Consider the following 25,844-nt stretch of genomic DNA (forward strand, 5'->3'; position numbering starts at 1 on the left):
TGGCGCCCTTTTGCGCGGCTCCAGGGTCGCCTTCCTGCCGAGTGTCGGAGCTGTTCATGAATACCCTTGCTCAACTGCAAGCCGGCCAATTGGCGGGCATCAAGCGCCTGGACCTGAGCGCCGGGCTGACCGAGTTCCCCCGGGAAATCTTCGACCTGGCAGACTCCCTGGAGATCCTCAACCTCAGTGGCAACGCCCTGAGCAGCCTGCCCGACGACCTGCACCGACTGCCGCACCTGCGGGTGCTGTTCTGTTCCGACAACCTGTTCAGCGAACTGCCGACCTGCCTCGGCCAGTGCGCCCATCTGAGCATGATCGGCTTCAAGGCCAACCGTATCGAACAGGTACCGGCCGCTGCCCTGCCACCGCAGCTGCGCTGGCTGATCCTGACCGACAACCGCATCAGCGAGCTGCCTGACGAACTGGGCCAGCGCCCGCTGCTGCAAAAGCTGATGCTGGCGGGCAACCGTCTGACCCAGCTGCCGCCGAGCCTGAGCCAGTGCCACAACCTGGAGCTGCTACGGATCGCCGCCAACCAGTTACGGGAATTGCCGCCGTTCCTCCTCGCCCTGCCGCGCCTGACCTGGCTGGCCTACGCCGGCAACCCGCTGGAGTCCGAGGCCGATGCCGCGGCGCTGGAGGCCACGCCGAACATTCCCTGGAGCGAACTGCAGTTGCAGCAGCGCCTGGGCGAAGGCGCCTCGGGGGTGATTTATCAAGCCCAATGGCAACCTGCCGGGCACGCTGCGCGGGCAGTGGCGGTCAAGCTGTACAAGGGCGAGATGACCAGCGACGGCTCGCCACTGCATGAAATGAATGCCTGCATCACCGCCGGCCGGCACCCGAACCTGATCCGCGTCGAAGGCCGCGTGGTCGGGCACCCCGAGGCGCAAAATGGCCTGGTGATGCAACTGATCGACCCCAGCTACCGCAACCTGGCGGGACTGCCGAGCCTGGCCTCCTGCTCGCGGGATATCTACGCCGACACCGAGCGTTTCGATGGCCCGGTAACCTTGCGCATCGCCAGCGGTATCGCTGCGGTCGGCGCCCACCTGCACGCCCAGGGCATCACCCACGGCGACCTGTACGGACACAACACCTTGTTGAATCAGCAGGGCGATTGCCTGCTCGGGGATTTTGGCGCGGCCTCGTTCCACGTCACCCAGGACACGGCTCAAACCCGAGCCTTGCAACGGATCGAAGTGCGGGCCTTCGGCATTCTGCTGGAGGAGTTGCTGCAACGCACCGACAGCGGCCTGTGCGACCAACAACGAGAGGCTCTGGAGCAACTGGTCAGCCGCTGTTGTCAGCCAGAGGTGCTGGCGCGGCCGGGCTTTGAAGAGGTTCTGGAGGTATTGCGCGAGGTTTGATTCGGGCGACGCTGGCGGCCGCTGAACTGAACGGCCGCCAGGGTCTGCGCCTTAGCCGGCCAGACCGACGAACATGTCTTGCACGTCGTCATGGTTGTCCAGGCCTTCGAGGAAGGCTTCGACCTCGGCCATCTGCTCGTCGGTGAGGCCGCTGACCGGGTTTTTCGGCTGGTAGCCGAGCTTGGCCGAGAGCACGGTGAACCCTTGCTCGGGCAGGGCTTTCTGCACGGCATCCAGGTCCGCAGGCTCGGTCAGGAACAGGGTCGCGCCGTCTTCACCTGGCTCGAAATCCTGGGCCCCGGCTTCGATGGCGGCCAGCTCAGGGTCGGCGTCCGGGCTGTCAGGCGATGCTTCGATCATGCCGACGTGGTTGAAGTCCCAGGCCACCGAGCCGGAAGCGCCCAGTTGGCCCTTGCGGAAGGCCACGCGGATTTCAGCGACGGTACGGTTGATGTTGTCGGTGACGCATTCAACGATCAGCGGCACCTGGTGCGGGGCGAAGCCTTCGTAAGTCACGCGATGGTATTGCACGGTTTCGCCCAGTTGGCCGGAACCTTTCTTGATGGCACGCTCCAGGGTCTCACGGGGCATCGAGGCCTTTTTCGCCTGCTCGACCACCAGCCGCAGGTGCGCGTTGGTCGAGGTGTCTGCGCCGTTGCGTGCGGCGATGGTGATCTCTTTCACCAGCTTGCCGAAGATCTTGCCCTTGGCGTTGGCTGCTGCTTCTTTGTGTTTAACCTTCCACTGTGCGCCCATTACTCACTCTCTTGATCGATGGCGTCGAGTTGGATTTGGCCGACGCGATGGGCAAGTTTACCCGTCCTCAAGGCGCCAATCGACCAAAAAGTCAGATCGGCGATGGCGCCAGGGCGGGCCCTTACTCCGCTGCCAGTTCGAAGAACGCCTGGATCAGGCGCAACTCCCGGCGTCGCTCCATGCACCCCAGCCAATGCCGGTTGAGCAGGCCCTCGCCAATGATCGGCAGCGCCCGCACCCGTGGGTCGGGGCTGACCTCCACCGACGACACCACGCCCACCCCCAATTGGGCCGCGACCGCCTCGGTCACGGCCTCGCGGCTGTCCAGCTCCAGCAACACCCGAGGGTTGACCTGGGCCAGGGCGCAGGCCTGGTCAAACGTGCGGCGAGTGGTCGAGCTCGGCTCACGCAAGACCATGATCACCTGGTCCAACTGTTCCAGAAGCACCCCTTCGGGCCGGGCCAGCCATGGATGATCGGCCGGCACCAGGGCGCAGATCCGCGACTCGCCCAAGCCGTGCAAATGCAGGCCCTTGCGCGGCTCGACTTCGGTCAGTACCGCGACATCGGCATGTTCGGACAGCAGCGCCGCCAGGGTTTCCTGGGCATTGCCCAGGCGCAGGTTGACGGTGATGCCCGGATACCGCGCGCGCAGGCGGGCCAGCAGCGGCATCACCAGGTGCGGCCCGTCCGCCGCCACCTCCAGGCGTCCGCTCAGCAACTGGCGGTTGGCTTCCAGCAGCGCCTGGGCCTCTTCCGACAAACTGAACATGGCCCGGGTGATGGCCGCCAGCTTGATCCCCTCCTCCGTCAGTTCGACCCGGCGTGCGGTCCGCCGCAACAGAGTGATCTGGTAGTGCTCCTCCAGCGCCTTGATGTGCCCGGTGACCGCCGGCTGGCTGATAAACAGCCGCGCCGCGGCCCGGGTAAAGCTGCCTTCACGGGCCACGGCATCGAATGCGCGGAGTTGGAATAAATTCATATCTATCAGCCTCACTTATCGCTGGCATCACAACAAACAATTTGATTGATGACAAGCCAAACTGCAATTTAGGCCCCGTAGATTTCACCCCACAGCGCACCTGCGAGGACCCCGCATGACCACCGCCGCCCCCCTCCTGCTCACCCCCGGCCCCCTGACCACCTCGGCGCGTACCCGTCAGGCGATGTTGGTGGACTGGGGCTCATGGGACGAAGGCTTCAACCAGCTGACTGCCAGCCTCTGCGAGCAATTGCTGGCCATCGTCAACGGCACCGACAGCCACCATTGCGTGCCCCTGCAAGGCAGCGGCACCTTTGCCGTGGAAGCCGCCATCGGCACCCTGGTACCGCGCGATGGCAAGGTCCTGGTGCTGATCAACGGCGCTTATGGCAAACGCCTGGCGAAGATCTGCGAGGTGCTCGGCCGCAACTATGTGACCTTTGAAACCGCCGAAGACCAACCGACCACCGCCGCCGACGTCGAGCGCCTGTTGCAGGCCGACCCCGGCATCACCCATGTGGCGCTGATCCACTGTGAAACCAGCACCGGCATCCTCAACCCGCTGGCGGACATTGCCCAGGTCACGGCCCGCCATGGCAAACGCCTGATCATCGACGCCATGAGCTCGTTTGGCGCGCTGCCGATCGATGCCCGGCAGGTGCCATTCGACGCCCTGATCGCCGCCTCCGGCAAATGCCTGGAAGGCGTGCCGGGCATGGGCCTGGTCTTCGCCCGCAAGGACGCCCTGGCCCAGGCCGCCGGCAACAGCCACTCCCTGGCCATGGACCTGTTCGACCAGCACAGCTACATGGCCAAGACCGGCCAATGGCGCTTCACCCCGCCGACCCACGTGGTCGCGGCGCTGCACGAAGCGCTGTTGCAGTACGCCGAAGAAGGCGGCTTGCCGGCACGCCATCAGCGTTATGCCGATAACTGCCAGGCCCTGATCGAAGCCATGGTCGCCCTGGGCTTTCGCCGTTTTCTACCGGCACAGATCCAGGCGCCGATCATCGTCACCTTCCATGCTCCCAAAGACCCGCGCTACCAGTTCAAGGCGTTCTACGAGCGGGTCAAGGCCAAGGGTTTCATCCTCTATCCCGGCAAGCTGACCGAGGTCGAGACCTTTCGCGTGGGCTGTATAGGCCACGTCAACCCGGCCCAGATGCAGGCTGCGGTGGCGGCCATCGCCCAGGCGCTTGAAGAAATGCAGGTGCTGGAGATCTGACACTCCAGCCCGCAGCAAAAAACCGATTGCCCTTTAAACGCCGACCTCCGGCCCACGCGGATCACCCGCCCCCAACAGGACTTCGCCATGAGCTACAACACCCCCAGCCAACTGCAAGCCGCCATCCTCGACTGGGCCGGCACCGTGGTCGACTTCGGCTCCTTTGCGCCGACCCAGATCTTCGTCGAAGCCTTTGCCGAGTTCGATGTGCAGGTGTCCATCGAAGAAGCCCGCGGCCCGATGGGCATGGGCAAGTGGGATCACATCCGCACCCTGTGCAACTTGCCGCCGGTGGCCGAGCGCTATCGCAAAGCTTTCGGCCGTACCCCGAGCGATGACGATGTCACGGCCATCTACCAGCGCTTTATGCCGCTGCAGATCGAAAAGATCGCCGAACACTCGGCCCTGATCCCCGGCGCCCTGGACACCATCGCCCAGTTGCGCGAGCAGGGGCTGAAGATCGGTTCGTGCTCCGGTTATCCGAAGCAGGTGATGGACAAGGTGGTGCAGCTGGCGGCAAAAAATGGCTACGTCGCCGACCATGTGGTGGCCACCGATGAAGTGCCCAACGGCCGCCCCTGGCCGGCTCAGGCCCTGGCCAACGTGATTGCCCTGGGCATCGAGGATGTGGCGGCCTGTGTCAAGGTCGACGACACCGTGCCCGGTATCCTCGAAGGCCGTCGCGCCGGCATGTGGACCGTGGCCCTGACCTGTTCCGGCAACGCCCTGGGCTTGAGCTACGAAACCTATCGCGCCCTCGACAGCGAGACCCTGGCCAACGAGCGCAAACGTATACACGCCCTGTTCGCAAGCTCGCGCCCGCACTACCTGATCGACACCCTCGCCGACCTGCCCCAGGTGGTCGCCGATATCAACCAGCGCCTGGCCCGGGGCGAGACACCCCAGGGCTGCTGATCGGCACCCTACCCGCCGGAACGGCAGCCTGTTGCGGGGCTGTCGCTTTTTAGGGTTTTTTCGTGCGGCGCGGCCTAAACCTCGCACCAGGTCAAGGCGCACCGGCTCAAACAGGATTACAGTTAAAGCACTCCGTCGTTCAAGAACGGAGGTTTCAGCCCTGATGAGTGAGGAAAGTCGTATGCCCTGGAAGAACTCCGATGCTCGATACAGCACGGTCTCTATCACCTTGCACTGGCTGATGCTGGTGTTGCTGGCGGTGGTTTACGCCTGCATTGAGTTGCGCGGCATCTTTCCCAAAGGCAGTGGCGGGCGGACGCTGATCAAGGAAGCCCACTTCATGCTCGGCCTGACGGTGTTTCTGCTGGTCTGGCTGCGCCTGTTTGCACGCAGCCTGGGGGTGGCGCCGAAAATCGTGCCGACACCGCCCAACTGGCAGCAGTGGCTGGCCAAGCTGATGCACTGGGCGCTGTACCTGTTCATGATTGCCATGCCGATCCTGGGTTGGCTGATCACCAGCGCCGAAGGGCATCAGGTGATGTTCTACGGCATCGACCTGCCGCTGCTGATCGCCGAGAACAAGCCGCTGGCCAAGCAGATCGAAGGCTGGCACGTACTGGGCGGCACCATCGGCTACTGGCTGATCGGCCTGCATGCGCTGGCCGGTCTGTATCACCACTACTTCATGCGCGACAACACCCTGCTGCGGATGCTGCCTAAACGCAGCTAAGCAGCGCCGGTCATGCCCCGGCGGCCCTGCAGGCCGCCGGTGTGGACAAACACCAGGCGGGTTCCCCGGGCAAAACGCCGCGCCTCGATCGCCTCCCGCAACGCCAGCAAGGCCTTGCCGGTGTACAACGGCTCCAGCGCGATACCACTCTGGCCTTCACTGGCCTCGATAAACGCCAGCAACGGCGGGTCGACCTTGGCAAAACCACCGCGACTGGCATCAAGCAACTCGTAGCCCGATGCCGTGTGCCCAGCCTCGCACAGGATCCGTTCGACGTTCTGCGCCACCCCATGATCGTCCGGCACCGCCAGCGCGCCATACACCGGGTGCGCGCCATGTTCGGCCAGCACCAGGCCGGCCAGGGTGGTGCCGGTGCCGCAGGCCAGCCACCAGCCGTGATAATCCGCCCAGCCGAGCCCACTCAACTGCTGGCGAACCTGCGCCACCAGCCCCCTGCAACCCCGCGCCCCGGGCAAGCCGCCACCGCCCTCGGGCACCGGGTACAGCTGTGGGTACCGGGTTTGCCAGGGTGCCCAGAACCCGGGCTCATGCCGCGCCCGATAGCCGCCATAGCCGAGCCAGTGCAGGTGCATGCCCATGCGTTTGAGGTCGAGCACGGTGGGGGGGTCTTGCGGATGACCGCGCAGCAGGCCGGCGGTGGCGAAACCAAAGCGTTGCCCCGCCGCGGCGAGGGCATGCAGGTGATTGGAGTGGGCCCCGCCAAGGCTGATGATTCCACTGGCCCCGGCCTGGCGCGCCGCCGCAACGTATTCAAGCAACTTGAACCACTTGTTGCCGCTGATCAGTGGATCGATCTGCTCCAGACGCAACACCGCCACCTCGACCCCGGCCTGGGCCAGCCAGTCCAGGGTCATGGGTTGCAGCGGTGCCTGGGGTAGCCAGTCGAAGGAATCGGGGAAGGACATCGGCGCGGGGTTCGGCTAACAAAGGGAGCGCAGTCTAGCAGGGGTGTGGCCCACAGGGCTCAGGGCTGCAGCGGCTACACGGTACATGCCTGTAGCCGCTGCCGAGCCCGCGAGGCTGCGCTGGCCCTCATGACCAACGCCTCGCCCACGCCCTCTTACAATGCCGCAGCCAACCGCGATCCCTGATTGATCGCGCGCTTGGCATCCAGCTCCGCCGCCACATCAGCACCACCGATCAGGTGCACGTTCTGCCCGGCAGCAAGCAGGCCGTCCTGCAGCTCGCGCAGCGGATCCTGGCCGGCGCAGATCACGATGTTGTCCACCGCCAGCACTTGCGGCTCGCCGCTGTCGCCGATGCGGATATGCAAGCCGGCGTCGTCGATCTTCAGGTATTCAACGCTGTTGAGCATCTGCACCTGCTTGTTTTTCAGCCCGGTGCGGTGGATCCAGCCGGTGGTCTTGCCCAGGCCGTCACCCACCTTGGACGCCTTGCGCTGCAACAAGAAGACCTGGCGCGCCGGGGCATGGGGCTGGGCCTTGATCCCGGCCACGCCGCCACGGGCCTGCAACTGGGTATCGATGCCCCACTCTTTCCAGAACGCTTCACGGTCCTGGCTGGTGGCGACGCCCTGATGCACCAGGAATTCCGACACATCGAACCCGATGCCACCGGCACCAATCACCGCCACGCTCTTGCCCACTGGCTTGCGTTCCAGCAGCACGTCCAGGTAACTCAGGACCTTGGCATGTTCCACCCCCGGGATCGCCGGCAGGCGCGGGGCGATGCCGGTGGCGAGGATGATTTCGTCATAACCGCCAGCCACCAGTTGCGCCACATCCACCCGAGTGTTCAGGCACACCTCGACATGGGTGGTCTGCAGTTTGCGCTTGAAATAGCGCAGGGTTTCGAAAAACTCTTCCTTGCCCGGCACGCGCTTGGCGACGTTGAACTGGCCGCCGATTTCACTCGCCGAATCGAACAGGGTCACCTGGTGCCCGCGCTCGGCCGCCACCGTGGCAGCGGACAACCCGGCAGGACCGGCACCGACCACGGCGATTTTCTTGATCTGCTGCACCGGCAGGTAATTGAGCTCGGTTTCATGGCAGGCCCGCGGGTTGACCAAGCAACTGGTGAGCTTGCCGCCAAAGGTATGGTCCAGGCAGGCCTGGTTGCAGCCGATGCAGGTATTGATTTCATCCGCGCGGCCTTCGGCGGCCTTGTTGACGAAGTCCGGATCGGCCAGGAACGGCCGCGCCATGGACACCATGTCGGCATCGCCCTCGGCGAGGATCTGCTCGGCGACTTCCGGGGTGTTGATGCGGTTGGTGGTGATCAGCGGAATCGCCACCTCACCCCGCAGCTTGGCGGTGACCTTGCTGAATGCGGCACGCGGGACCTTGGTGGCGATGGTCGGGATCCGCGCTTCGTGCCAGCCGATCCCGGTGTTGATCAGGGTGGCGCCGGCCTGCTCGATGGCCTTGGCCAGTTGCACGATTTCTTCCCAGGAGCTGCCGCCTTCCACCAGGTCGAGCATCGACAGACGGAAAATGATGATGAAGTTCGGACCTACGGCTTCGCGCACCCGACGCACGATTTCCACCGGCAGGCGCATACGGTTTTCGTAGCTGCCGCCCCAGCGATCGGTGCGATGGTTGGTGTGGGCCGCCAGGAACTGGTTAATGAAATAACCTTCCGAGCCCATGATTTCGACGCCGTCGTACTCGGCCTTCTGTGCCAGGGCCGAGCAGGTGACGAAATCGCGGATCTGCTTCTCGATGCCCTCCTCGTCCAGCTCCTTGGGCTTGAACGGGTTGATCGGCGCCTGGATCGCGCTTGGCGCCACCTGTTTCGGGCTGTAGGCGTAGCGTCCGGCGTGGAGGATCTGCATGCAGATCTTGCCGCCCGCCTCATGCACCGCGCGGGTCACGATCTGGTGCTTGAGCGCCTCTTCCTCGGTGGTCAGCTTGGCCGCACCGGAGTACACGCCGCCTTCGTCGTTGGGGCCGATACCGCCGGTCACCATCAAGCCAACACCGCCCCGGGCGCGCTCGGCGAAGTAGGCCGCCATGCGCTCGAAGCCGCCGGGTTTTTCTTCAAGCCCGGTGTGCATCGAGCCCATCAGGGTGCGGTTGCGCAGGGTGGTAAACCCCAGGTCCAGCGGGGCCAACAGGTGCGGGTAGTGAGCGGCGGCCATCGGTAACTCCACATCGAGCGTTCACGGAAAAATGCGGAAGCTCTGCGGCTTCCATCAGTCATGCTCGACAGACTAAGAGCAGCGCACCGGCCGCTCAATGACCGTAACTGACAACTTATTGATCCAAATGCGCAGCGCCCCTTGGCAAGCGTCGGCATGGGCCCTACCCTAGTCGACGAATCCTGCACACGGCCGCTGACTGTTTTCCCATGCGCAAACTTCTCTATTTCACCGCCTCCATGGCCCTGATCGCCGCCCTCACCAGCTATGCCATCTGGACCCGAGAGCGTCCGGTCGGGCACTACCTGTCGGACCTGCGCATCAACCTCGCCGTGGACCAGGGCCAGCCCGCCGACCACGGCAACCTGCTGGGCATCCAGCCCGAGCTGTTCCCCACCGATTATCAAAGCCCCGAACGCCTGCACCGCAAGCTCGCGGCCTACCTGCAGCAGGCCCGCGACAAGGGCCTGCTGAATGAAAAAACTATCGTCGTACTGCCCGAACACGTGGGCACCTGGCTGATGGTCAGCGGCGAGAAAAACGAGCTGTACCAGGCCGCCACCCTGAAAGAAGCCATGAACTGGCTGGCGGTCAGCAACCCACTGCCCTTCCTGCGGGCACTGATCGTTGCCAAGGGTGACAGTCGCCTGCAAGACGCTCACCTGCGGATGAAAGCCAAGGCCATGGCCCGGGATTATCAACAGCTGTTTGGCGGCCTGGCCAAAGAGTTTCAGGTGACCCTGGTGGCCGGCTCCATCGTGCTGCCGGAACCAAGCGTCAACCAGGGCACCCTGCAGATCGGCAGCGGCGCGCTGTACAACAGCAGCCTGGTATTTGGCCGCGATGGCCTGCCCATAGGCCAGCCACAGCGCCAGCTGTACCCGGACTTCACCGAGCGCGGCTTTATCAGCCCCGCCAAGGACCAGGCCGTCAACGTCATCGACACCCCCGCCGGGCGCCTCGGGGTATTGATCGGCAGCGACAGCTGGTACCCGGACAACTACCGCAAGCTCGACGAACAAGGCGCGCAACTGGTAGCCGTGCCGGCGGTGGTCATCGGTCGTGGCACCTGGGACAAACCGTGGCGTGGCTACAAGAACGAAATGACCCCCAGCGAGATCAGCCTCAAACCCGGCGAACTCAGTGAAGGCGAAGCCTGGCATCGCCTGACCCTGACCGCCCGCGCCCCCAGCAGCCAAGCCACAGCCGGGGTCAGCGTGTTCCTGCGGGGGCAGTTCTGGGACCAGCGCAGCACCGGCCAGAGCTTTATCAGCAGCCCCGAACAGACCTATGCCGACGACGCAGCCCGCGGCGCCCGCCTGTTGAATATCTGGTTGTAGGTGATGAAGCCGCAACCCATGCGCCTGGGCGATCTGTCGGTGGGCTTCGTCCACAGCCTGGCCGATGCCATGGGCAGCCATGGCCTGGACCCGGCGCCATTGCTGGCGCAATACGGGCTGGACGCGGCGCGATTGGGCGAAGCCGGCGCCCGACTGTCGATTCCGCGTTACATGCGCCTGGGCCATGCGGCGATTCAGCTCACCGGCGACCCGGCCCTGGGCCTGCGCATGGGCCAACTCGGCCGTCTCAGCCAGCTCGGGCTGGCCGGGGTCACTGCCGCCCAAGCACCGACCGTGCGCGAAGCCGCGCGTTGCCTGACGCGCTTTGAAGCCTTGTACGGCTCCAACTACCGGGGCCAGTCGAGCTTTCACGAAGACGCCGACGGCGCCTGGCTGCGCTTCTATTCCATCAGCCCATACAACGCCTACAACCGTTTCGTGGTCGACTCGATCATCGCCGGCTGGCTGCAACAGCTGTCCAGCCTGAGCCCGCAGCCGATCACGGCCGAACAGATCGACATCGAATTCGCCGCCCCGGATTACCACGCCGACTACGCACGACTGGGCAACTGTCCGATCCAGTTCGGCGCCGAACACAACCAACTGCGCCTGAGCCAGGCCAGCCTCGCCCAGCGCAACCCCGAACACTGCCCCAGTACCTGGCGCCTGCTGCTGCAATTGTGTGAAAGGGAGCTGGAGCAATTGACCCGCACCCGCAGCCTGCGCGAGCGCATCACTCAGTTGCTGGGGCCGTTGCTCAATGGCGGTCGCGAACCCGACCTGGAAGAAGTGGCGGCACGCCTCAAGCTGCCGACCTGGACCCTGCGGCGCAAGCTGGCCGAGGAAGGGACTCAGTTTCGCGCCATTCTCAACGACACCCGTCGTGATCTGGCCATGACTTACATTCGTGACACCGAACTGGCATTCGGTGAAATCGCCTACCTGCTGGGCTTCGCCTCAGCCGAGGCTTTTCAACGCGCATTCAAACGCTGGAGCGGCCAGACGCCCGGCGAGTTTCGCCGCAGCCACCGGCATTTTGCCTAAAAAAAAGCCACCGGCCTTACAGCTCGGTGGCGTCTTCTGTTGGGTCCAGCGGGTCCAATTCAAATGCCTGGTACTCCAGCAGTTCTTCCTGGTAATCGTCCATTGCGTCGTCCTTTGCCGTTGTATGAATAACCTGTTGCCTAATGACCTTCGCCCTCAGCATAAAGTGCCGGGATGACAGAAAAAATACTGCACGCTCCCTGCTGATAAAACGTAGCAGGCGGCAACGGATTTAGCCCGGCCAAGTTAGATGCAACTGCAATCATTGCAATTGCAATGATATTGGCATTTCCGCTAGGGTAGCCGTCTGATCCCTCCAGACGGCGCGCACCATGACCTCATCCCGCTTCGGCTCCCCTTCCCCATCCCACGCCGGCCAGGCCGCCCGTGCTTGCATCGACCGCCTGACCGTGGGCAACCCGGCAACACCAGCGCGCTCGCCGCTGTTCACGGTAATGGAGATCGCCAACACCCTGGAGCTGGAGCGCAGCGTGGCCAATCAGGCCTGGGTGGTGCGCAATAACGCCCGGCAAGGCGCATCGACCCGCATCAGCGCCTGGCCGTTGCGGTTCTCCCGGGATACCCGGGAAAAACCGCTGCTCTACCTGCACAGCGCCCATTCTTCGGCACAGCTGTGCGCGGTTTCCGCCGAGTCGGCGCGGCGCGGCATTTTCTGCAACGACAATGAAACCCTGACCACCTCCTGGCCCAAAGGCGCCGATCCGTCCCTGCCGCTGTGGCTGGCCAACAACCCGGATTGCCTGCCCTTCGACCCGGCCTCGGGCGACGAAACCCGGGCAATTGTCCTGGACGCGCTGCACCGTTTGTATGTCGAGGGCCAGCCCGGGTTCTACTACCTGGCCCTGCATGACCACGAACAGGGTCCGAGGCTCGGTGCCCAGGACCGGGGGGACGCCTTGCAAGGCATGTACAAGGTCGCCGAGTCCGGCCCGCTCGATGCCAGCCTGCGGGTGCGCCTGCTGGGGGCCGGCCAGGCCTTCGAAGAGGTACGCCAGGCGGCGGCGCTGCTGGAGCAGGACTGGGGGGTCGCCAGCCAGCTCTGGAGCTGCCCCAGTTACACCCGCCTGGCCCGCGAAGCGGCAGCCGCCGAGCGCTGGAACCGCCTGCATCCAGAAGCCGCCAAGCGCAGTGCCCACCTGATGCGCTGCCTGGGGCACAGCCGCGACCCGGTCCTGGCGGTGACCGGTTACGGCCAGGCGGTGACCGACCAACTGCGCGGCTTCGTGAAGGCACGCTTCGTCGCCCTGGGCGCCGGCTCGGCGACCGCACGCAGCCCGAGCCGGCAGTGGATCGCGACCCTGGCGCTCAAGGCCCTGGCCGATGAACAGCGCCTGCCGACAGCCAAGGTCAAGCAGGCTTTGCAGCGCTATGGCTTGCGCTAGGCGGGGCGTGACCGCCGGGTGCCTGGGCGCACGTCCGCGCCACTGGTGGAGGCCCGGGCCAGGGCGGCAGTGCGTTCCAGGGCATCGGCAAAGCTGTGTTTCTGCTGCTCGTCGAGCTGGGACAGAAACAGCTCGGCCACTGCGCTTTCGTAGATTTTCCACATCTTTTTGCGCAGTTTCCGCCCCTCTTCGGTGATGGTCACGAACGCGGCACGCCCATCGCCGTCGCAGCGCGAACGTTGCACCAGGCCTTCGTTTTCCAGGCGGTCGACCAATCGCGTCAGGTTGTAGCGCTCGATGGCCAGCACATCCGCCAGTTCGTGCATGCGCCGGGTGCCTTCGGGGCCGCTTTCCAGGCCCCACAAGGCGTCGTACCAGGCATAGGCCGGCAGCCCGGCATCTGCCAGGCGGCGCTCGATTTCACGAATGACCGTGCGATGAGCCCTGACAAAACGGAACCAGACATCGGGCTCATTTGAAGACATGCAACACCATCCGCGGGACTGAAGAGGGTTGCAATAGTAGCGCATGCCGGGATAGATTCGGCCATGTAGTTGCAATTGCAATTACATTTATCGGCACGCAAGCCCTCTCGATCCCACAAGGATCCGCGCGCTGGAACCCCGCTCAACCTGGAGCCAGGCATGACCCAGAACAACATCGCAACGCTCGACCACGATCCCCAGGAAACCCGCGAATGGCTCGACTCCATCGAGTCCGTACTGAGCGCCGAAGGCCGGCCGCGGGCCCATTACCTGATCGATCAATTGCTGGATTTCGACGTTGCACGACATGGCGATTTCTACGGTCGGGTGACCACCCCCTACATCAACACCATCGCTCCCGAACGCCAGTTGCCCTACCCCGGCAACCTCGACATCGAGCGCCGGATCAATGCCTTTATCCGCTGGAACGCCATGGCCATGGTGCTGCGCGCCGGCAAGCACTCGGGGGTCGGTGGCCATATCGCCACCTACGCCTCCGCCGCGGTGTTGTATGACGTGGGTTTCGATCACTTCTTCCGGGGCCGTACCGACAGCTTCGACGGCGACATGGTGTATATCCAGGGCCACTCCTCGCCGGGCATCTACGGCCGCGCCTACCTCGAAGGCCGCATCGACGAAGCCCAGCTCGACAACTTTCGCCGCGAATCCGCTGGCAACGGGATCTCGTCTTACCCACATCCGCGGTTGATGCCGGGCTTCTGGCAATTTCCTACTGTGTCCATGGGCCTGGGCCCGATCACCGCCGCCTACCAGGCGCGCTTTATGCGCTACCTGGAGTTCCGCGGTCTCAAGCAGCACCAGGGGCGCAAGGTCTGGGCCTTCCTCGGCGATGGCGAGATGGACCAGCCAGAGTCCCTGGCGGCGATCTCCCTGGCGGGACGGGAGAAGCTCGACAACCTGATCTTCGTGGTCAACTGCAACCTGCAACGTCTCGACGGCCCGGTACGAGGCAACGCCAAGGTGATCCAGGAATTCGAAAGCCTGTATCGCGCTGCCGGCTGGAACGTGATCAAGGTGATCTGGGGCAGTGGCTGGGACGCCCTGCTGGACAAGGACCGCAGCGGCCTGCTGCGCCAGCGCATGATGGAGTGCGTGGACGGTGACTATCAGAACTACAAGTCGCAGAACGGCGCCTATGTGCGCGAGCACTTCTTCGGTAAATACCCGGAACTGCTGGAGCTGGTAGCAGACCTCTCGGACGACGAGATCTGGAAGCTGTCACGCGGTGGCCATGACCCGGACAAGGTCTACAACGCCTACGCTGCCGCCATGCGTCACCCTGGCCAACCGACGGTGATCCTGGCGAAAACCGTCAAGGGCTTCGGCATGGGCGAGGCTGGCGAAGGTCAGAACATCAACCACCAGCTGAAGAAAATGGGCGCTGACGCCATCAGGGCCTTCCGCGACCGCTTCGAACTGCCGGTCAGCGACGAACAACTGGCCGACCTGCCCTACCTCAAGCCCGCTGCCGACAGCCCGGAAGGCCGCTATTTCGCGGCACGACGCGAGAGCCTGGGCGGCCATATCCCGTCCCGCAGCAGCCAGGCGCCGGCCCTGGTCATCCCGCCACTGACGGCCTTTGCCACGCAACTTCAGGACACCGGCGAGCGCGCGATTTCCACCACCATGGCCTTTGTGCGCATTCTCGGCACGCTGCTCAAGGACCCACAGATCGGCAAACTGGTGGTGCCGATCGTGCCCGACGAATCGCGAACCTTCGGCATGGAAAGCCTGTTCCGCCAGATCGGTATCCACTCGGCGGTCGGCCAGCTGTACACCCCGCAGGACGCCGGGCAACTGAGCTACTACAAGGAAAGCAAGGACGGCCAGATCATGCAGGAGGGGCTCAATGAATCAGGGGCCATCTCATCGTGGATTGCCGCCAGCACCTCCTACAGCAACCACGGCCTGATGACCCTGCCGTTCTACATCTTCTATTCGATGTTCGGCTTCCAGCGGGTCGGCGACCTGACCTGGGCTGCCGGCGATGCCCGGGCCCGTGGCTTCCTGCTGGGCGCCACCGCCGGGCGCACCACCCTGATGGGCGAAGGCCTGCAGCACGACGACGGCCACAGCCATGTGCTGGCCTCGGTGGTGCCGTGCTGCGTCGCCTATGACCCGACCTTCGCCTACGAACTGGCGGTGATCATTCAGGAAGGCATGCGCCGCATGTATGTCGAACAGGAAGACGTCTACTACTACATCACCCTGCTCAACGAAAACTATCCTCACCCGGCCATGCCCGACGGGGTTCAAGACGGGATCATCAAGGGCCTGTACCGCTTGAGTACCGGCGCCTCCAAACCCCGGCAGCCGCGCGTGCAACTGATGGGCAGCGGTTCGATCCTGCGCGAGGTGATGGCCGCCAGCGAGTTGCTGCTCAAGGATTTTGCCGTGGCCAGCGACGTCTGGAGCGCCACCAGCCTCACCGAACTGCGGCGCCAGGGTCATGAAGTGGAGCGCTGGAACCTGCTGCACCCGGAGCAGCCGCCCCGTACCAGCCATGTGCAGGACTGCCTGGCCGGCCAGGTCGGTCCGCTGGTGGTGGCCACCGACTACATGAAGATCTTTGCCGACCAGATCCGGCCCTTTGTCGAGCAGCGACGCTTCGTCGCCCTGGGCACCGACGGCTTTGGCCAGTCAGACACCCGAGAAGCCTTGCGCACGTTGTTCGAGGTGGATCGGCACTTTATCGTGTTGGCGGCGCTGAAAGCCCTGGCTGACGACGGCGAAATCCCCTACAGCCGGGTCTCGGAAGCCATCAGCCGCTATGGGATCGATATCAACAAGAGCGACCCCATGGCGGTCTGACGCGGTTCTATCGAGGCATGGCCGGAATCGGCTCGCTCGGCGGTGGCAGGTTGCTCGGTGGGGGCGGTGTCACCACTTCGGGGGCCGGCACCGGCTCGCTGGTTGCACCGGTTTCGGCCGGTGCGACGGGTGCAATGGGGGCCGCTTCCGGCGGTGGCGCCATGGGTTCGGAAACATTCGGCTCAGCGGCCGCCGGTGCTAGCGCTGCCGGCTCGGCTGCCGGGGTGGGCGCAGGCGCTGTCGGCGCGGGTTCGGCAGCAGCCGGCTTGGGCTCGGGTACGCCAAGATCGGTCTTGGGCTTCTCGACAATGTGCGCGGCTTTCTTCGCCTCAGGCGGCAGGAACAGCTCAACCAACGCAAAGTAGCGGTCGTAGAACTTGGCCGAGGACACGGTTTCGCTGGCCACCTTGACCATCGAATCATCGGTCGAGCCGATCGGCATCGACACCGACCCCAGCACCCCGACCCCGAGGCTCGCGGAGTTGTTGACCTTCTTCAGCGCATAGCGGTCCTGCAAGGCGTTGGCGAACATGGTCGAGTGATGGTCGACGCTGCCATCCTGGGCGCAGACCACGCTGAAGCTGATCTCCAGGTGGGTTTCGCCGGTCTGCTGAAAGCTCTTGTGGCCGCTGACCAGCTTCGGATCGCTGCTGGTGATGATGTAGCCCTGACTGAGCAAGGCCCGGCGCGCCGCTTCGCAGGAGGCGGTATCGCTCACCGGGTAATTGCGGGAAAAGGTGCCGGAATCGTCGAAATTCTCATGCTCGTAAATGGCGGTCTTTTGCGTCGAGCAACCCGCGATGGCCGCCAATAGCAGCACCAGTCCGGCAGCCGGCATGTGAAATGATCTGAACATCGAAAATCCTGAGGAAAACAGTCCGGCGCGTATTGTGCAACAGAACCACGCTACAGAGCGCACGGATTGATGTCTTAAAATTTATACAGAATGACTGACCGCGTATTCCGGGAAAAGTCGCACAGATAAATGATCGATCAGCGCGCGCACCTTGGCTGCCGCGTGACGACTCGACGGCCAAAGGATCCAGAACGTGCCGCTGTAGTCCAGGTGCTCATCGAGCACCTGCTGCAGTGCCCCTTGCTCCAGCGCCTCGCGCACCATGAAATCCGGCAGGCAGGCAATCCCCAGGCCACGGCGCACGGCATGGTCCACCGCCTCGATCGACGTGCTGACAAAACGGGTCGGCAAGAGCACTTCCGCGGCCCCCGGCAGGCGGCGCAGGGGCCAGGGCTCCAGCTTGCCGGTGTGATGGAAGGTGTGCCGCAAACAGGCATGGGACGCCAGGTCCGCCGGGTAGTGCGGCACTCCGTGACTCTCGAAGTAATCCGGGGTACCCACCAGCATCTGACGAAACTCGCCCAGCTTGCGCGCCATCAACCGCGAATCCCTGGGATTGCCGGTGCGCACCACCGCGTCAAAACCCTCCTCGACCACATCCACCATGCGGTCCGTCAGGTCGATATCCAACTCGATCTCCGGATACAACTGCATGAAATCCGCCAGCACCGGCATCAGCAGACCGTGCACCTGGGGCAGACTGATACGCAGCTTGCCTCGGGGCGCACTGGAGGATTTGCACAGTTCGAACTCGGCGGCTTCAACCTCCGCGGTGATCCGCCGACAACGCTGAAGAAACCCCGCGCCCTCGGCGGTCAGGGTGATGCTGCGGGTGCTGCGATGAAACAAACGGGTCGCCAGCCGCTCTTCGAGCCGGGCAATGCTTTTGCCGACGGCCGAGGAAGAGACCCCCAGCAGGCGCCCTGCTTCAGTAAAACTGCGGGTTTCCGCCACCTGCACAAACACCGAAATACTGCCGAGCCAATCCATCGCCCACTCCGCACATTAAGGACATGGATGTCCGATAAGTTCGGAACCTTAGCCTATTTTTCTAATAGGCACAGCGCCCTACTCTCAAGCCCGCACTTCTGCATACTCAACCGGGCCTGAAACCATGACCGAACCCCTTGCCACCGCCGACCTGCTGGACACCGACTCCAGACGTTGCGAACGGCTCCCCATCAGCGGATTGCTGGCGCTGGCCACCGCCGGCTTCATCACCATCCTGACCGAGGCCCTACCGGCCGGATTACTGCCGCAGATGAGCCTGGACCTCAAGGTGTCCCAGGCGCTGGTCGGCCAGTTGGTGACCTTTTACGCCCTCGGCTCGCTGCTGGCGGCAATCCCCCTGGTGCTGCTGACCCAAGGCTGGCGTCGTCGCCCGCTGCTGCTGACGGCGATCGGCGGTTTTGCCGTGGTCAACAGCGTCACTGCCCTGTCGGATAATTACACCCTGACCCTGATCGCCCGGCTGTTTGCGGGGGTCTTCGCCGGGTTGCTCTGGGCCTTGCTGGCCGGCTACGCCAGCCGCATGGTGGCACCGCGTCTGCAAGGTCGGGCGATTGCCGTGGCCATGCTCGGCGCACCGCTGGCGTTGTCCCTGGGTATTCCGGCAGGCACCCTGCTCGGCAATGTCCTGGGTTGGCGCTTGAGCTTTGCCGTCATGACCCTGCTGACCCTGGTGCTGATCGGCTGGGTGCGCTTTCAGGTGCCGGACTTTCCCGGGCAACGCGCAGAAAAACGCCTTTCGCTGGCCCGGGTATTTACCTTGCCCGGGGTAAGACCGGTGCTGTTCGTGACTTTTGCCTTTGTGCTCGGCCACAACATTCTCTACACCTACATCGCGCCGTTTCTGGAGGCGGCCGGTATCGCCGGGCAGATCGAACGGGTACTGCTGGTGTTTGGATTGGCAGCTGTGGCCGGCATCTGGGGCGTGGGCCTGCTGATCGACCGCTGGGCGCGGCAACTGGTGCTGATCAGTTGCAGCCTGTTTATCCTGTGCGCGCTGATCCTGGCCTTCTATAGCCAACTGCCCCTGGCTATTTACACCGCTGTCGCGATCTGGGGTGTGTCATTTGGCGGGCTGCCGACCTTGCTGCAAACAGCCCTGGCGAAAACCGCCGGGGATTCGGCAGACGCCGCCCAGTCGATGCTGGTGACCGTGTGGAACCTGGCCATCGCCGGCGGCGGGCTGGCAGGCGCGGTGCTGCTCGAAGGCCCAGGGGTCGCGACGTTCTCCTGGGTGATCATCGGTCTGCTGCTGATGTCCCTATGGGTCACGGCGAACGCCAGGCGCCACGGCTTCCCTGCCCTTAGCTAAAAAAAGACCCCGTCCTTGCGGACGGGGTCTTTTAGTGTTGCTTCAGTGCCGCAGGACAGTCATCAGTAACGCTTGATATCTGCCTGACTCTCCAGCTGCTTGCGGTAGGCGGCAAAGTCTTGCTGCCCCACACGCGATGCCAGGAAGCGACGGTACTGAGCCTTCTCTTCTTCAGTCGGCGCAGCCGCCTCGTTCACCCCGTTCAACTGCAGGATCACCAGGCTGCCATCAGGCAGGGTCACGCTGCTGAAGGTCGGTTTGTCCTTGGCTTCAGGCTTGCTCATGCGGAACAACGCTTGCAGCACAGTAGGTTCAACCCCTTCCTGGCCACGAGTAACCGCTTCGCTGACTTTCCAGCTCTGACCATCCACCGGCTTGTTCAACGGCGTCTTGCCGTCGCGCAGGCTGGCGATCAAGGCTTCAGCCTTGGTCTTGGCGGCAGCACTGGCGTGCTCCTTGGCCAATTGGGTACGGATGCTGCCGGCAACGCTTTCCAGCGGCAGTTGCTCAGGCTTGCGATGTTCCTTGGCGCGCAGGACCACTACGGTTTCCGGGTCGAGTTCAATGGCGGTGCTGTTGGCACCTTCATCAAGCACTTCCGGGCTGAAAGCAGCCTGGATCACATTGCGGTTGGCCGCGATACCGTCACCGCCTTCACGGCTGAATGGCGCGGAGGTGTGCACGGTCAGCTTCAGTTCCTGAGCCGGTTGGGCAAGGTCCGAGGCTTCGAACGACGAGTCTTCCAATTGCTTGGTGGCCTCGACAAAACGCTGCTCGACCTGCTGGGTCTTCAGCTCGCGGGTCAGCTTATCCTTCAGGCTGGCGAAGCTTGGAACTTCCGGAGCTTCAACACCCAGCAACTTGATCAAGTGGAAACCGAACGAGGTGCGCACCGGTGCCGAAACCTGATCCTTGGCCAGCGCGTACAACGCCTGCTCGAAGACCGGGTCATAGACGCCAGGGCCGGCGTAACCCAGGTCACCGCCATTGCTGGCCGAGCCCGGATCCTGGGACAACTCTTTGGCCAGAGCCTCGAAGCTTTCACCCTTGGCCAGACGTGCCTGGATCTCTTCGATCTTGGCTTTGGCCTGGGCCTCGTTCACCTTGTCGTTGACTTCGATCAGGATGTGCGCGCCGCGACGCTGCTCAGCCAGGTTCGAGGTTTCTTTCTGATACTGCGCCTGCAGATCTTCATCCTTGACCGTGACCTGATCGAAGAAAGCGGATTTCTTCAGTTCCAGGTAATCGATCACGACTTGATCCGGAGTCATGAACTCCTTGGCGTGTTCGTCGTAGTAAGCCTTGACTTCGTCGTCAGTCACTTTGACCGCGGAAGGGTCAGCCTTGACGGTCAGGGAAGCGAAATCACGGGTCTGTTTTTCCAGACGCGCGAATGCCAGCACCTGGGCATCGGTGACAAAACCGCTGCCCGCGAGACCTGCACGGACCTGGCCGATCAGCATTTCCTGAGCCAGCATCTGACGGAATTGCAGGCGGCTGTAGCCCAACTGACGAATCACCTGGTCGAAACGCTCAGGGCTGAACTTGCCATCCACCTGGAATTCAGGTGTCTGCAGGATCACTTGATCCAGTGCGGCTTCAGAGAAAGCGAACTTGGAATTTTCGGCGCCTTGCAGCAGCAGCTTGCGGTCGATCAGCCCTTTCAAGGCAGCCTCGCGCAGCATTTTTTCGTCAAGCAAGGAAGCATCGAAATCTTTGCCCAGCTGTTGCATCAGCTGGCGACGTTGCATGTCGACCGCTTGGCTCAGCTCGTTCTGAGTGATTTCCTCACCGTTGACCTTGGCCGCGTCCTGGCTGGTGGTAGTGGCTTTGAAAATGGCATCGAAACCGGTAAGGGCCATCAATGCGACGATGACCCCGATAATGGTCTTGGCAATCCAGCCTTGTGAATTGTCCCTGATATTCTGCAGCATGCGTCCCCCAGAAACGGTCGTACTTCAAATTAAGCAACCGTGGAGCGTGGGTAGAGTCCGGATAGAAGAAAGGCGCATCCGAGGATGCGCCTTCTCGTAACTGGCGGAGCGGTCGGAGGCTCGAACCTGCGACCCCCGGCGTGAGCCGATATTCTAACCGGCTGGCTAACCGCTCCGCGGCCAGATCGGGAATGACCCCGACCCGGGTGGGTAAAGGCTTGAACGAAGCTTAGTTAACGGCTTCTTTCAGAGCTTTACCGGCTTTGAAACCTGGCTTTTTAGCTGCAGCGATTTCCAGCGTCTTACCGGTCTGAGGGTTACGACCAATGCGAGCAGGACGATCGGTAACAGAGAAAGTACCGAAACCAACCAGTACCACAGAGTCGCCGGCCTTGAGAGCGCCAGTGACGGATTCGATCACAGCGTCCAGCGCACGGCCAGCAGCAGCTTTCGGGATATCAGCAGATGCAGCGATAGCATCAATCAGTTCCGACTTGTTCACTCTAAGTCCCCTTATATATCTATTTGAGTATGATTCTAAGTTTTTTGGTGAAAGCAAAAACGAGTGCTGAATGGCCTACAGACACTTAAGAGCCGCTTTATAACAAGGGCTCTAAAAAGCTGTCAAGGAAGCCCATCAGGCTAATGCGTACTTAATGCGTACTAATTCTTTCCTTAGAGTCAGAGTCGCGTTTTTCATCCTTTGCAACTATCTCGGGAGCTACATCCGGCAAGGGCTCCGGCGCGTATTGCAGCGCAATTTGCAGGACCTCGTCAATCCATTTAACCGGTTTAATCTGTAGATCCTGCTTGATATTGTCAGGAATTTCTTTCAAATCGCGAACATTCTCTTCAGGAATGATCACGGTTTTGATTCCACCACGGTGGGCCGCAAGCAATTTCTCTTTCAGGCCACCGATGGCCAATACCTGACCACGGAGGGTGATTTCACCGGTCATGGCTACATCCGCACGTACCGGAATCCCGGTCAGCGCCGAAACCAGCGCCGTGCACATGCCTACGCCTGCGCTAGGACCGTCTTTTGGCGTCGCCCCTTCAGGCATATGGATGTGGGTGTCGCGCTTCTCGTGGAAGTCCAGGGGAATCCCCAGGCTCTTGGCCCGGCTGCGCACTACCGTCAGTGCTGCAGTGATCGATTCGACCATCACATCGCCCAGGGAGCCGGTCTTGATCAACTGACCTTTGCCCGGGACCACGGCCGCTTCGATGGTGAGCAACTCACCGCCAACTTGCGTCCAGGCCAGACCTGTTACCTGACCAATCTGATCCTGCTGCTCGGCCAGGCCGTAGCGGAATTTGCGTACGCCCAGGAAGTGCTCCAGCAGCTCGGAAGTGACCTTCACCGAGAAGCGTTTTTCCATGGCGTGCTCTTTCACCGCCTTGCGGCAAACCTTGGCAATCTGACGCTCAAGGCCCCGTACACCGGCTTCGCGGGTGTAGTAACGGATGATGTCGCGGATCGATTCATTGTCGAATTCCAGCTCGCCTTTTTTCAGGCCGTTGGCCTGGATCTGCTTGGGCGAGAGGTACTTGACCGCGATGTTGATCTTCTCGTCCTCGGTGTAGCCGGGCAGACGAATCACCTCCATCCGGTCCAGCAACGCTGGCGGAATATTCATCGAGTTGGAGGTGCACAGGAACATCACATCGGACAGGTCGTAATCGACTTCCAGATAATGGTCGTTGAAATTGTGGTTCTGCTCCGGATCGAGCACTTCCAGCAATGCCGATGCTGGATCGCCGCGCATATCACTGCCCATCTTGTCGATTTCATCGAGCAGGAACAGTGGGTTGCGCACCCCAACTTTTGTCATCTTTTGAATCAATCTTCCCGGCATCGAACCGATGTAAGTCCGTCGATGACCGCGAATTTCTGCCTCGTCACGCACGCCACCCAGGGCCATGCGCACAAATTTGCGGTTGGTGGCATGGGCGATCGACTCCGCCAGGGATGTTTTACCCACCCCAGGAGGACCTACCAGGCACAGTACCGGACCGCGAATCTTCTTCACGCGCTTTTGCACGGCGAGGTATTCAAGAATGCGTTCTTTGACTTCTTCAAGGCCGTAGTGATCGGCGTCAAGAATGTCTTCTGCGCGCGCCAGATCAAGGCGTACCTTGCTCTGGGCTTTCCAAGGCACCTGGACCAGCCAGTCGATGTAGGAACGCACCACAGTCGCTTCAGCCGACATGGGCGACATTTGCTTGAGCTTGTTCAGCTCCGCCTGGGCCTTGGTCAGGGCATCCTTTGGCAAGCCGGCGGCATCGATGCGTTTTTTCAGCTCTTCGATTTCGTTGTGACCTTCGTCACCGTCGCCCAGCTCTTTCTGAATGGCCTTCATCTGCTCATTCAGGTAGTACTCGCGCTGGCTGCGTTCCATTTGCTTTTTGACGCGGCCACGAATGCGTTTTTCAACTTGCAGCAGGTCGATCTCGGCATCCAGCAAAGCCAGCACGTGCTCGACACGGGCCGACAAATCGATGATCTCGAGGATTTCCTGCTTCTGCTCGATCTTCAACGCCATGTGCGCAGCCATGGTGTCTACCAGGCGGCTTGGCTCATCGATACTGTTAAGGGACGACAGCACCTCTGCAGGGACTTTCTTGCCCAGCTGCACGTACTGCTCGAACTGAGCCAGCAGGCTGCGGACAAAGACCTCCGATTCGCGCTCGGGAGCGTCGACTTCGTCGATCAGGGAAACTTCGGCACGGCAGTGGCCGTCCACTTCGCTGAAGCGCTCGACAGCGCCACGTTGCTCGCCTTCGACCAGTACTTTGACAGTGCCATCAGGCAGCTTGAGCAACTGCAGGACAGTGGCGATGGTACCTACGCGATAGAGTGCATCTTCACCGGGATCGTCATCAGCAGGGTTTTTCTGAGCTAACAGAAGAATCTGCTTGTCGCCCGTCATCGCGGCCTCGAGGGCTTCGATAGACTTCTCGCGCCCCACGAACAGCGGGATAACCATGTGCGGATAAACCACAACATCACGCAATGGCAAGAGAGGCAATTCGATGGTTGTCTTCATGATTTCGCCTCTACGGCGGCCATAAGGCCGTAAACAGATGGAAGTAAGCTTGAAACCAAGATGGGGGCTGCCTTGAAAAAAAACAAGCTCAAAGACAGCACTTTGACAGTAAAAACAAAGGGGCCCGAAGGCCCCCTCTTTTTAAGCAGCAGTGCGACGCTTACGCGTCTGGCGCCACCTTGGCTGCCGGCTCACTGTTCTCATAGATGTACAGTGGCTTGGACTTACCTTCAATAACGCTCTCGTCGATCACTACTTTACTCACCTCGGACTGCGAGGGGATTTCATACATAGTGTCGAGCAGTACACCTTCCAGAATCGAACGCAAACCACGAGCACCGGTCTTGCGCTCAAGGGCGCGTTTAGCGACCGACTTGAGTGCATCGGTACGGAACTCCAGGTCTACACCCTCCATCTCGAACAGCTTGGCGTACTGTTTGGTCAGGGCGTTTTTCGGCTCGGTGAGGATCTGAATCAAAGCAGCCTCATCCAGCTCGTCCAACGTCGCCAGAACCGGCAGACGACCGACGAACTCCGGGATCAGACCGAACTTGACCAAATCGTCAGGCTCGACTTCACGCAGGGACTCGCCCACCTTCTTGCCTTCCTCTTTGCTGCGAACTTCGGCGTTGAAGCCAATGCCGCCGCGAGTGGAACGGCTCTGAATAACCTTTTCCAGACCGGAGAACGCACCACCGCAGATAAACAGGATGTTGCGCGTATCGACCTGAAGGAACTCTTGCTGCGGATGCTTGCGGCCGCCCTGTGGCGGAACGGAAGCAACAGTACCTTCAATCAGCTTCAGCAACGCTTGCTGCACGCCTTCACCGGAAACATCCCGGGTGATCGAAGGGTTGTCAGATTTGCGCGAAATCTTGTCGATCTCATCGATGTAGACGATACCCATCTGGGCTTTCTCTACGTCGTAATCGCATTTCTGCAGCAACTTCTGAATGATGTTCTCGACATCCTCACCTACGTAACCCGCCTCGGTGAGGGTGGTCGCGTCGGCAATGGTGAAGGGTACGTTCAACAGGCGCGCCAGGGTCTCTGCCAGCAGAGTCTTACCCGAACCTGTAGGGCCGATCAGCAAGATGTTGCTCTTGCCAAGTTCGACGTCGTCATTCTTTTTGTCACGCTGATTCAAGCGCTTGTAGTGGTTATACACCGCTACTGCGAGAACCTTTTTCGCACGCTCCTGACCGATTACATACTGATCAAGGATGCCGCTGATTTCTTTAGGCGAAGGCAATTTATGCGCGCTGCTTTCAGCCTGTGCTTCCTGCACCTCCTCACGGATGATGTCATTGCACAGGTCGACGCACTCGTCGCAGATAAAGACCGAGGGGCCGGCAATCAATTTGCGCACTTCATGCTGGCTTTTGCCACAGAAGGAGCAATAGAGCAGTTTGCCGTTGTCCTCGCCGTTGCGGGTGTCAGTCATTCGATCGATCCAAATCCGATAGGCTTGCAACACAAGA

Annotated in this window: 20 protein-coding genes; 9 read left to right on the plus strand and 11 right to left on the minus strand. The window is 62.1% G+C overall.

Translation table 11 applies throughout. The features are described from left to right. Positions 1-56: 56 nt before the first annotated feature. Positions 57-1,370, plus strand: a complete 1,314-nt coding sequence (locus ACOZJV_RS30635; protein ID WP_421549224.1) for a leucine-rich repeat-containing protein kinase family protein — start codon at positions 57-59, stop codon at positions 1,368-1,370. 51 nt (positions 1,371-1,421) lie between these two features. Here the strand turns inward: ACOZJV_RS30635 and ACOZJV_RS30640 are convergent, their stop codons facing one another. After that, positions 1,422-2,126 carry a YebC/PmpR family DNA-binding transcriptional regulator gene (locus tag ACOZJV_RS30640; RefSeq protein WP_020296803.1) on the minus strand — a complete coding sequence of 235 codons (705 nt, stop codon included), beginning with the start codon at positions 2,124-2,126 and terminating at the stop codon, positions 1,422-1,424. A 121-nt stretch (positions 2,127-2,247) separates the two neighbouring features. Then, positions 2,248-3,108 (minus strand): LysR substrate-binding domain-containing protein, encoded by an 861-nt coding sequence (locus tag ACOZJV_RS30645; protein WP_421549225.1) that lies wholly within the window; start codon positions 3,106-3,108, stop codon positions 2,248-2,250. A 115-nt stretch (positions 3,109-3,223) separates the two neighbouring features. On the opposite strand from ACOZJV_RS30645, the gene ACOZJV_RS30650 reads away from it, so the two are divergent. From ACOZJV_RS30650 to ACOZJV_RS30660, 3 genes are all read left to right on the plus strand, one after another. Beyond that, positions 3,224-4,333, plus strand: coding sequence for a 2-aminoethylphosphonate--pyruvate transaminase (locus tag ACOZJV_RS30650; RefSeq protein WP_421549226.1), 1,110 nt, complete (start codon positions 3,224-3,226; stop codon positions 4,331-4,333). 87 nt (positions 4,334-4,420) lie between these two features. Continuing rightward, positions 4,421-5,248 carry a phosphonoacetaldehyde hydrolase gene (phnX, locus tag ACOZJV_RS30655; protein WP_421549227.1) on the plus strand — a complete coding sequence of 276 codons (828 nt, stop codon included), beginning with the start codon at positions 4,421-4,423 and terminating at the stop codon, positions 5,246-5,248. Between the two features lie 181 nt (positions 5,249-5,429). Then, positions 5,430-5,978, plus strand: a complete 549-nt coding sequence (locus ACOZJV_RS30660) for a cytochrome b (protein WP_020296807.1) — start codon at positions 5,430-5,432, stop codon at positions 5,976-5,978. Here the strand turns inward: ACOZJV_RS30660 and ACOZJV_RS30665 are convergent. Next, positions 5,975-6,904 (minus strand): 1-aminocyclopropane-1-carboxylate deaminase/D-cysteine desulfhydrase, encoded by a 930-nt coding sequence (locus tag ACOZJV_RS30665; protein ID WP_421549228.1) that lies wholly within the window; start codon positions 6,902-6,904, stop codon positions 5,975-5,977. The genes ACOZJV_RS30660 and ACOZJV_RS30665 overlap by 4 nt on opposite strands. A 155-nt stretch (positions 6,905-7,059) precedes the next feature. Then, entirely contained in the window at positions 7,060-9,099 is a 2,040-nt protein-coding gene (locus tag ACOZJV_RS30670) for an NADPH-dependent 2,4-dienoyl-CoA reductase (protein ID WP_201131672.1), read from the minus strand. A gap of 209 nt (positions 9,100-9,308) precedes the next feature. Here ACOZJV_RS30670 and ACOZJV_RS30675 point away from each other — a divergent pair, with 209 nt between their 5' ends. The 3 genes from ACOZJV_RS30675 (at position 9,309) to ACOZJV_RS30685 (ending at position 12,886) form a co-directional block, all read left to right on the plus strand. Further along, positions 9,309-10,439, plus strand: coding sequence for a carbon-nitrogen hydrolase family protein (locus ACOZJV_RS30675; RefSeq protein WP_078473259.1), 1,131 nt, complete (start codon positions 9,309-9,311; stop codon positions 10,437-10,439). Positions 10,440-10,442: 3 nt separating this feature from the next. Further along, a complete protein-coding gene (locus tag ACOZJV_RS30680) occupies positions 10,443-11,483 on the plus strand; it encodes an AraC family transcriptional regulator (protein WP_421549229.1) in 1,041 nt (346 codons plus the stop codon). 332 nt (positions 11,484-11,815) lie between these two features. Further along, positions 11,816-12,886: a transketolase-like TK C-terminal-containing protein gene (locus ACOZJV_RS30685; RefSeq protein ID WP_421549230.1), complete on the plus strand. Its 1,071-nt coding sequence runs from the start codon at positions 11,816-11,818 to the stop codon at positions 12,884-12,886. Here the strand turns inward: ACOZJV_RS30685 and ACOZJV_RS30690 are convergent. After that, entirely contained in the window at positions 12,883-13,371 is a 489-nt protein-coding gene (locus tag ACOZJV_RS30690) for a MarR family winged helix-turn-helix transcriptional regulator (RefSeq protein WP_020296813.1), read from the minus strand. The two genes, ACOZJV_RS30685 and ACOZJV_RS30690, sit on opposite strands and share 4 nt — an antisense overlap. Before the next feature lie 159 nt (positions 13,372-13,530). Here ACOZJV_RS30690 and aceE point away from each other — a divergent pair, with 159 nt between their 5' ends. Then, a complete protein-coding gene (gene aceE / locus ACOZJV_RS30695) occupies positions 13,531-16,203 on the plus strand; it encodes a pyruvate dehydrogenase (acetyl-transferring), homodimeric type (RefSeq protein ID WP_421549231.1) in 2,673 nt (890 codons plus the stop codon). Between the two features lie 7 nt (positions 16,204-16,210). On the opposite strand, the gene ACOZJV_RS30700 is transcribed toward aceE, so the two are convergent. Both ACOZJV_RS30700 and ACOZJV_RS30705 read right to left on the minus strand, forming a co-directional pair. Further along, on the minus strand, positions 16,211-17,059 hold the full coding sequence (locus ACOZJV_RS30700) for a DUF2242 domain-containing protein (RefSeq protein WP_421549232.1): 849 nt from the start codon (positions 17,057-17,059) through the stop codon (positions 16,211-16,213). An 81-nt stretch (positions 17,060-17,140) separates the two neighbouring features. Next, complete coding sequence (locus tag ACOZJV_RS30705) at positions 17,141-18,049, minus strand: LysR family transcriptional regulator (RefSeq protein ID WP_078473264.1); 909 nt, start codon at positions 18,047-18,049, stop codon at positions 17,141-17,143. Positions 18,050-18,173: 124 nt separating this feature from the next. On the opposite strand from ACOZJV_RS30705, the gene ACOZJV_RS30710 reads away from it, so the two are divergent. After that, entirely contained in the window at positions 18,174-19,379 is a 1,206-nt protein-coding gene (locus ACOZJV_RS30710; RefSeq protein ID WP_421549233.1) for an MFS transporter, read from the plus strand. 62 nt (positions 19,380-19,441) lie between these two features. Here ACOZJV_RS30710 and ACOZJV_RS30715 read toward each other — a convergent pair whose 3' ends face one another. From ACOZJV_RS30715 to clpX, 4 genes are all read right to left on the minus strand, one after another. Next, positions 19,442-21,313: a SurA N-terminal domain-containing protein gene (locus ACOZJV_RS30715; protein WP_421549234.1), complete on the minus strand. Its 1,872-nt coding sequence runs from the start codon at positions 21,311-21,313 to the stop codon at positions 19,442-19,444. 229 nt (positions 21,314-21,542) lie between these two features. Further along, entirely contained in the window at positions 21,543-21,872 is a 330-nt protein-coding gene (locus ACOZJV_RS30720; RefSeq protein WP_020296819.1) for an HU family DNA-binding protein, read from the minus strand. A 94-nt stretch (positions 21,873-21,966) separates the two neighbouring features. Beyond that, entirely contained in the window at positions 21,967-24,363 is a 2,397-nt protein-coding gene (gene lon / locus ACOZJV_RS30725) for an endopeptidase La (protein WP_020296820.1), read from the minus strand. A gap of 160 nt (positions 24,364-24,523) precedes the next feature. Further along, entirely contained in the window at positions 24,524-25,807 is a 1,284-nt protein-coding gene (gene clpX / locus ACOZJV_RS30730; RefSeq protein WP_020296821.1) for an ATP-dependent Clp protease ATP-binding subunit ClpX, read from the minus strand. Between the last annotated feature and the right edge of the window lie 37 nt (positions 25,808-25,844).

This window comes from Pseudomonas sp. QD4, from assembly GCF_049199125.1.
Classification (GTDB): Bacteria; Pseudomonadota; Gammaproteobacteria; order Pseudomonadales; family Pseudomonadaceae; genus Aquipseudomonas.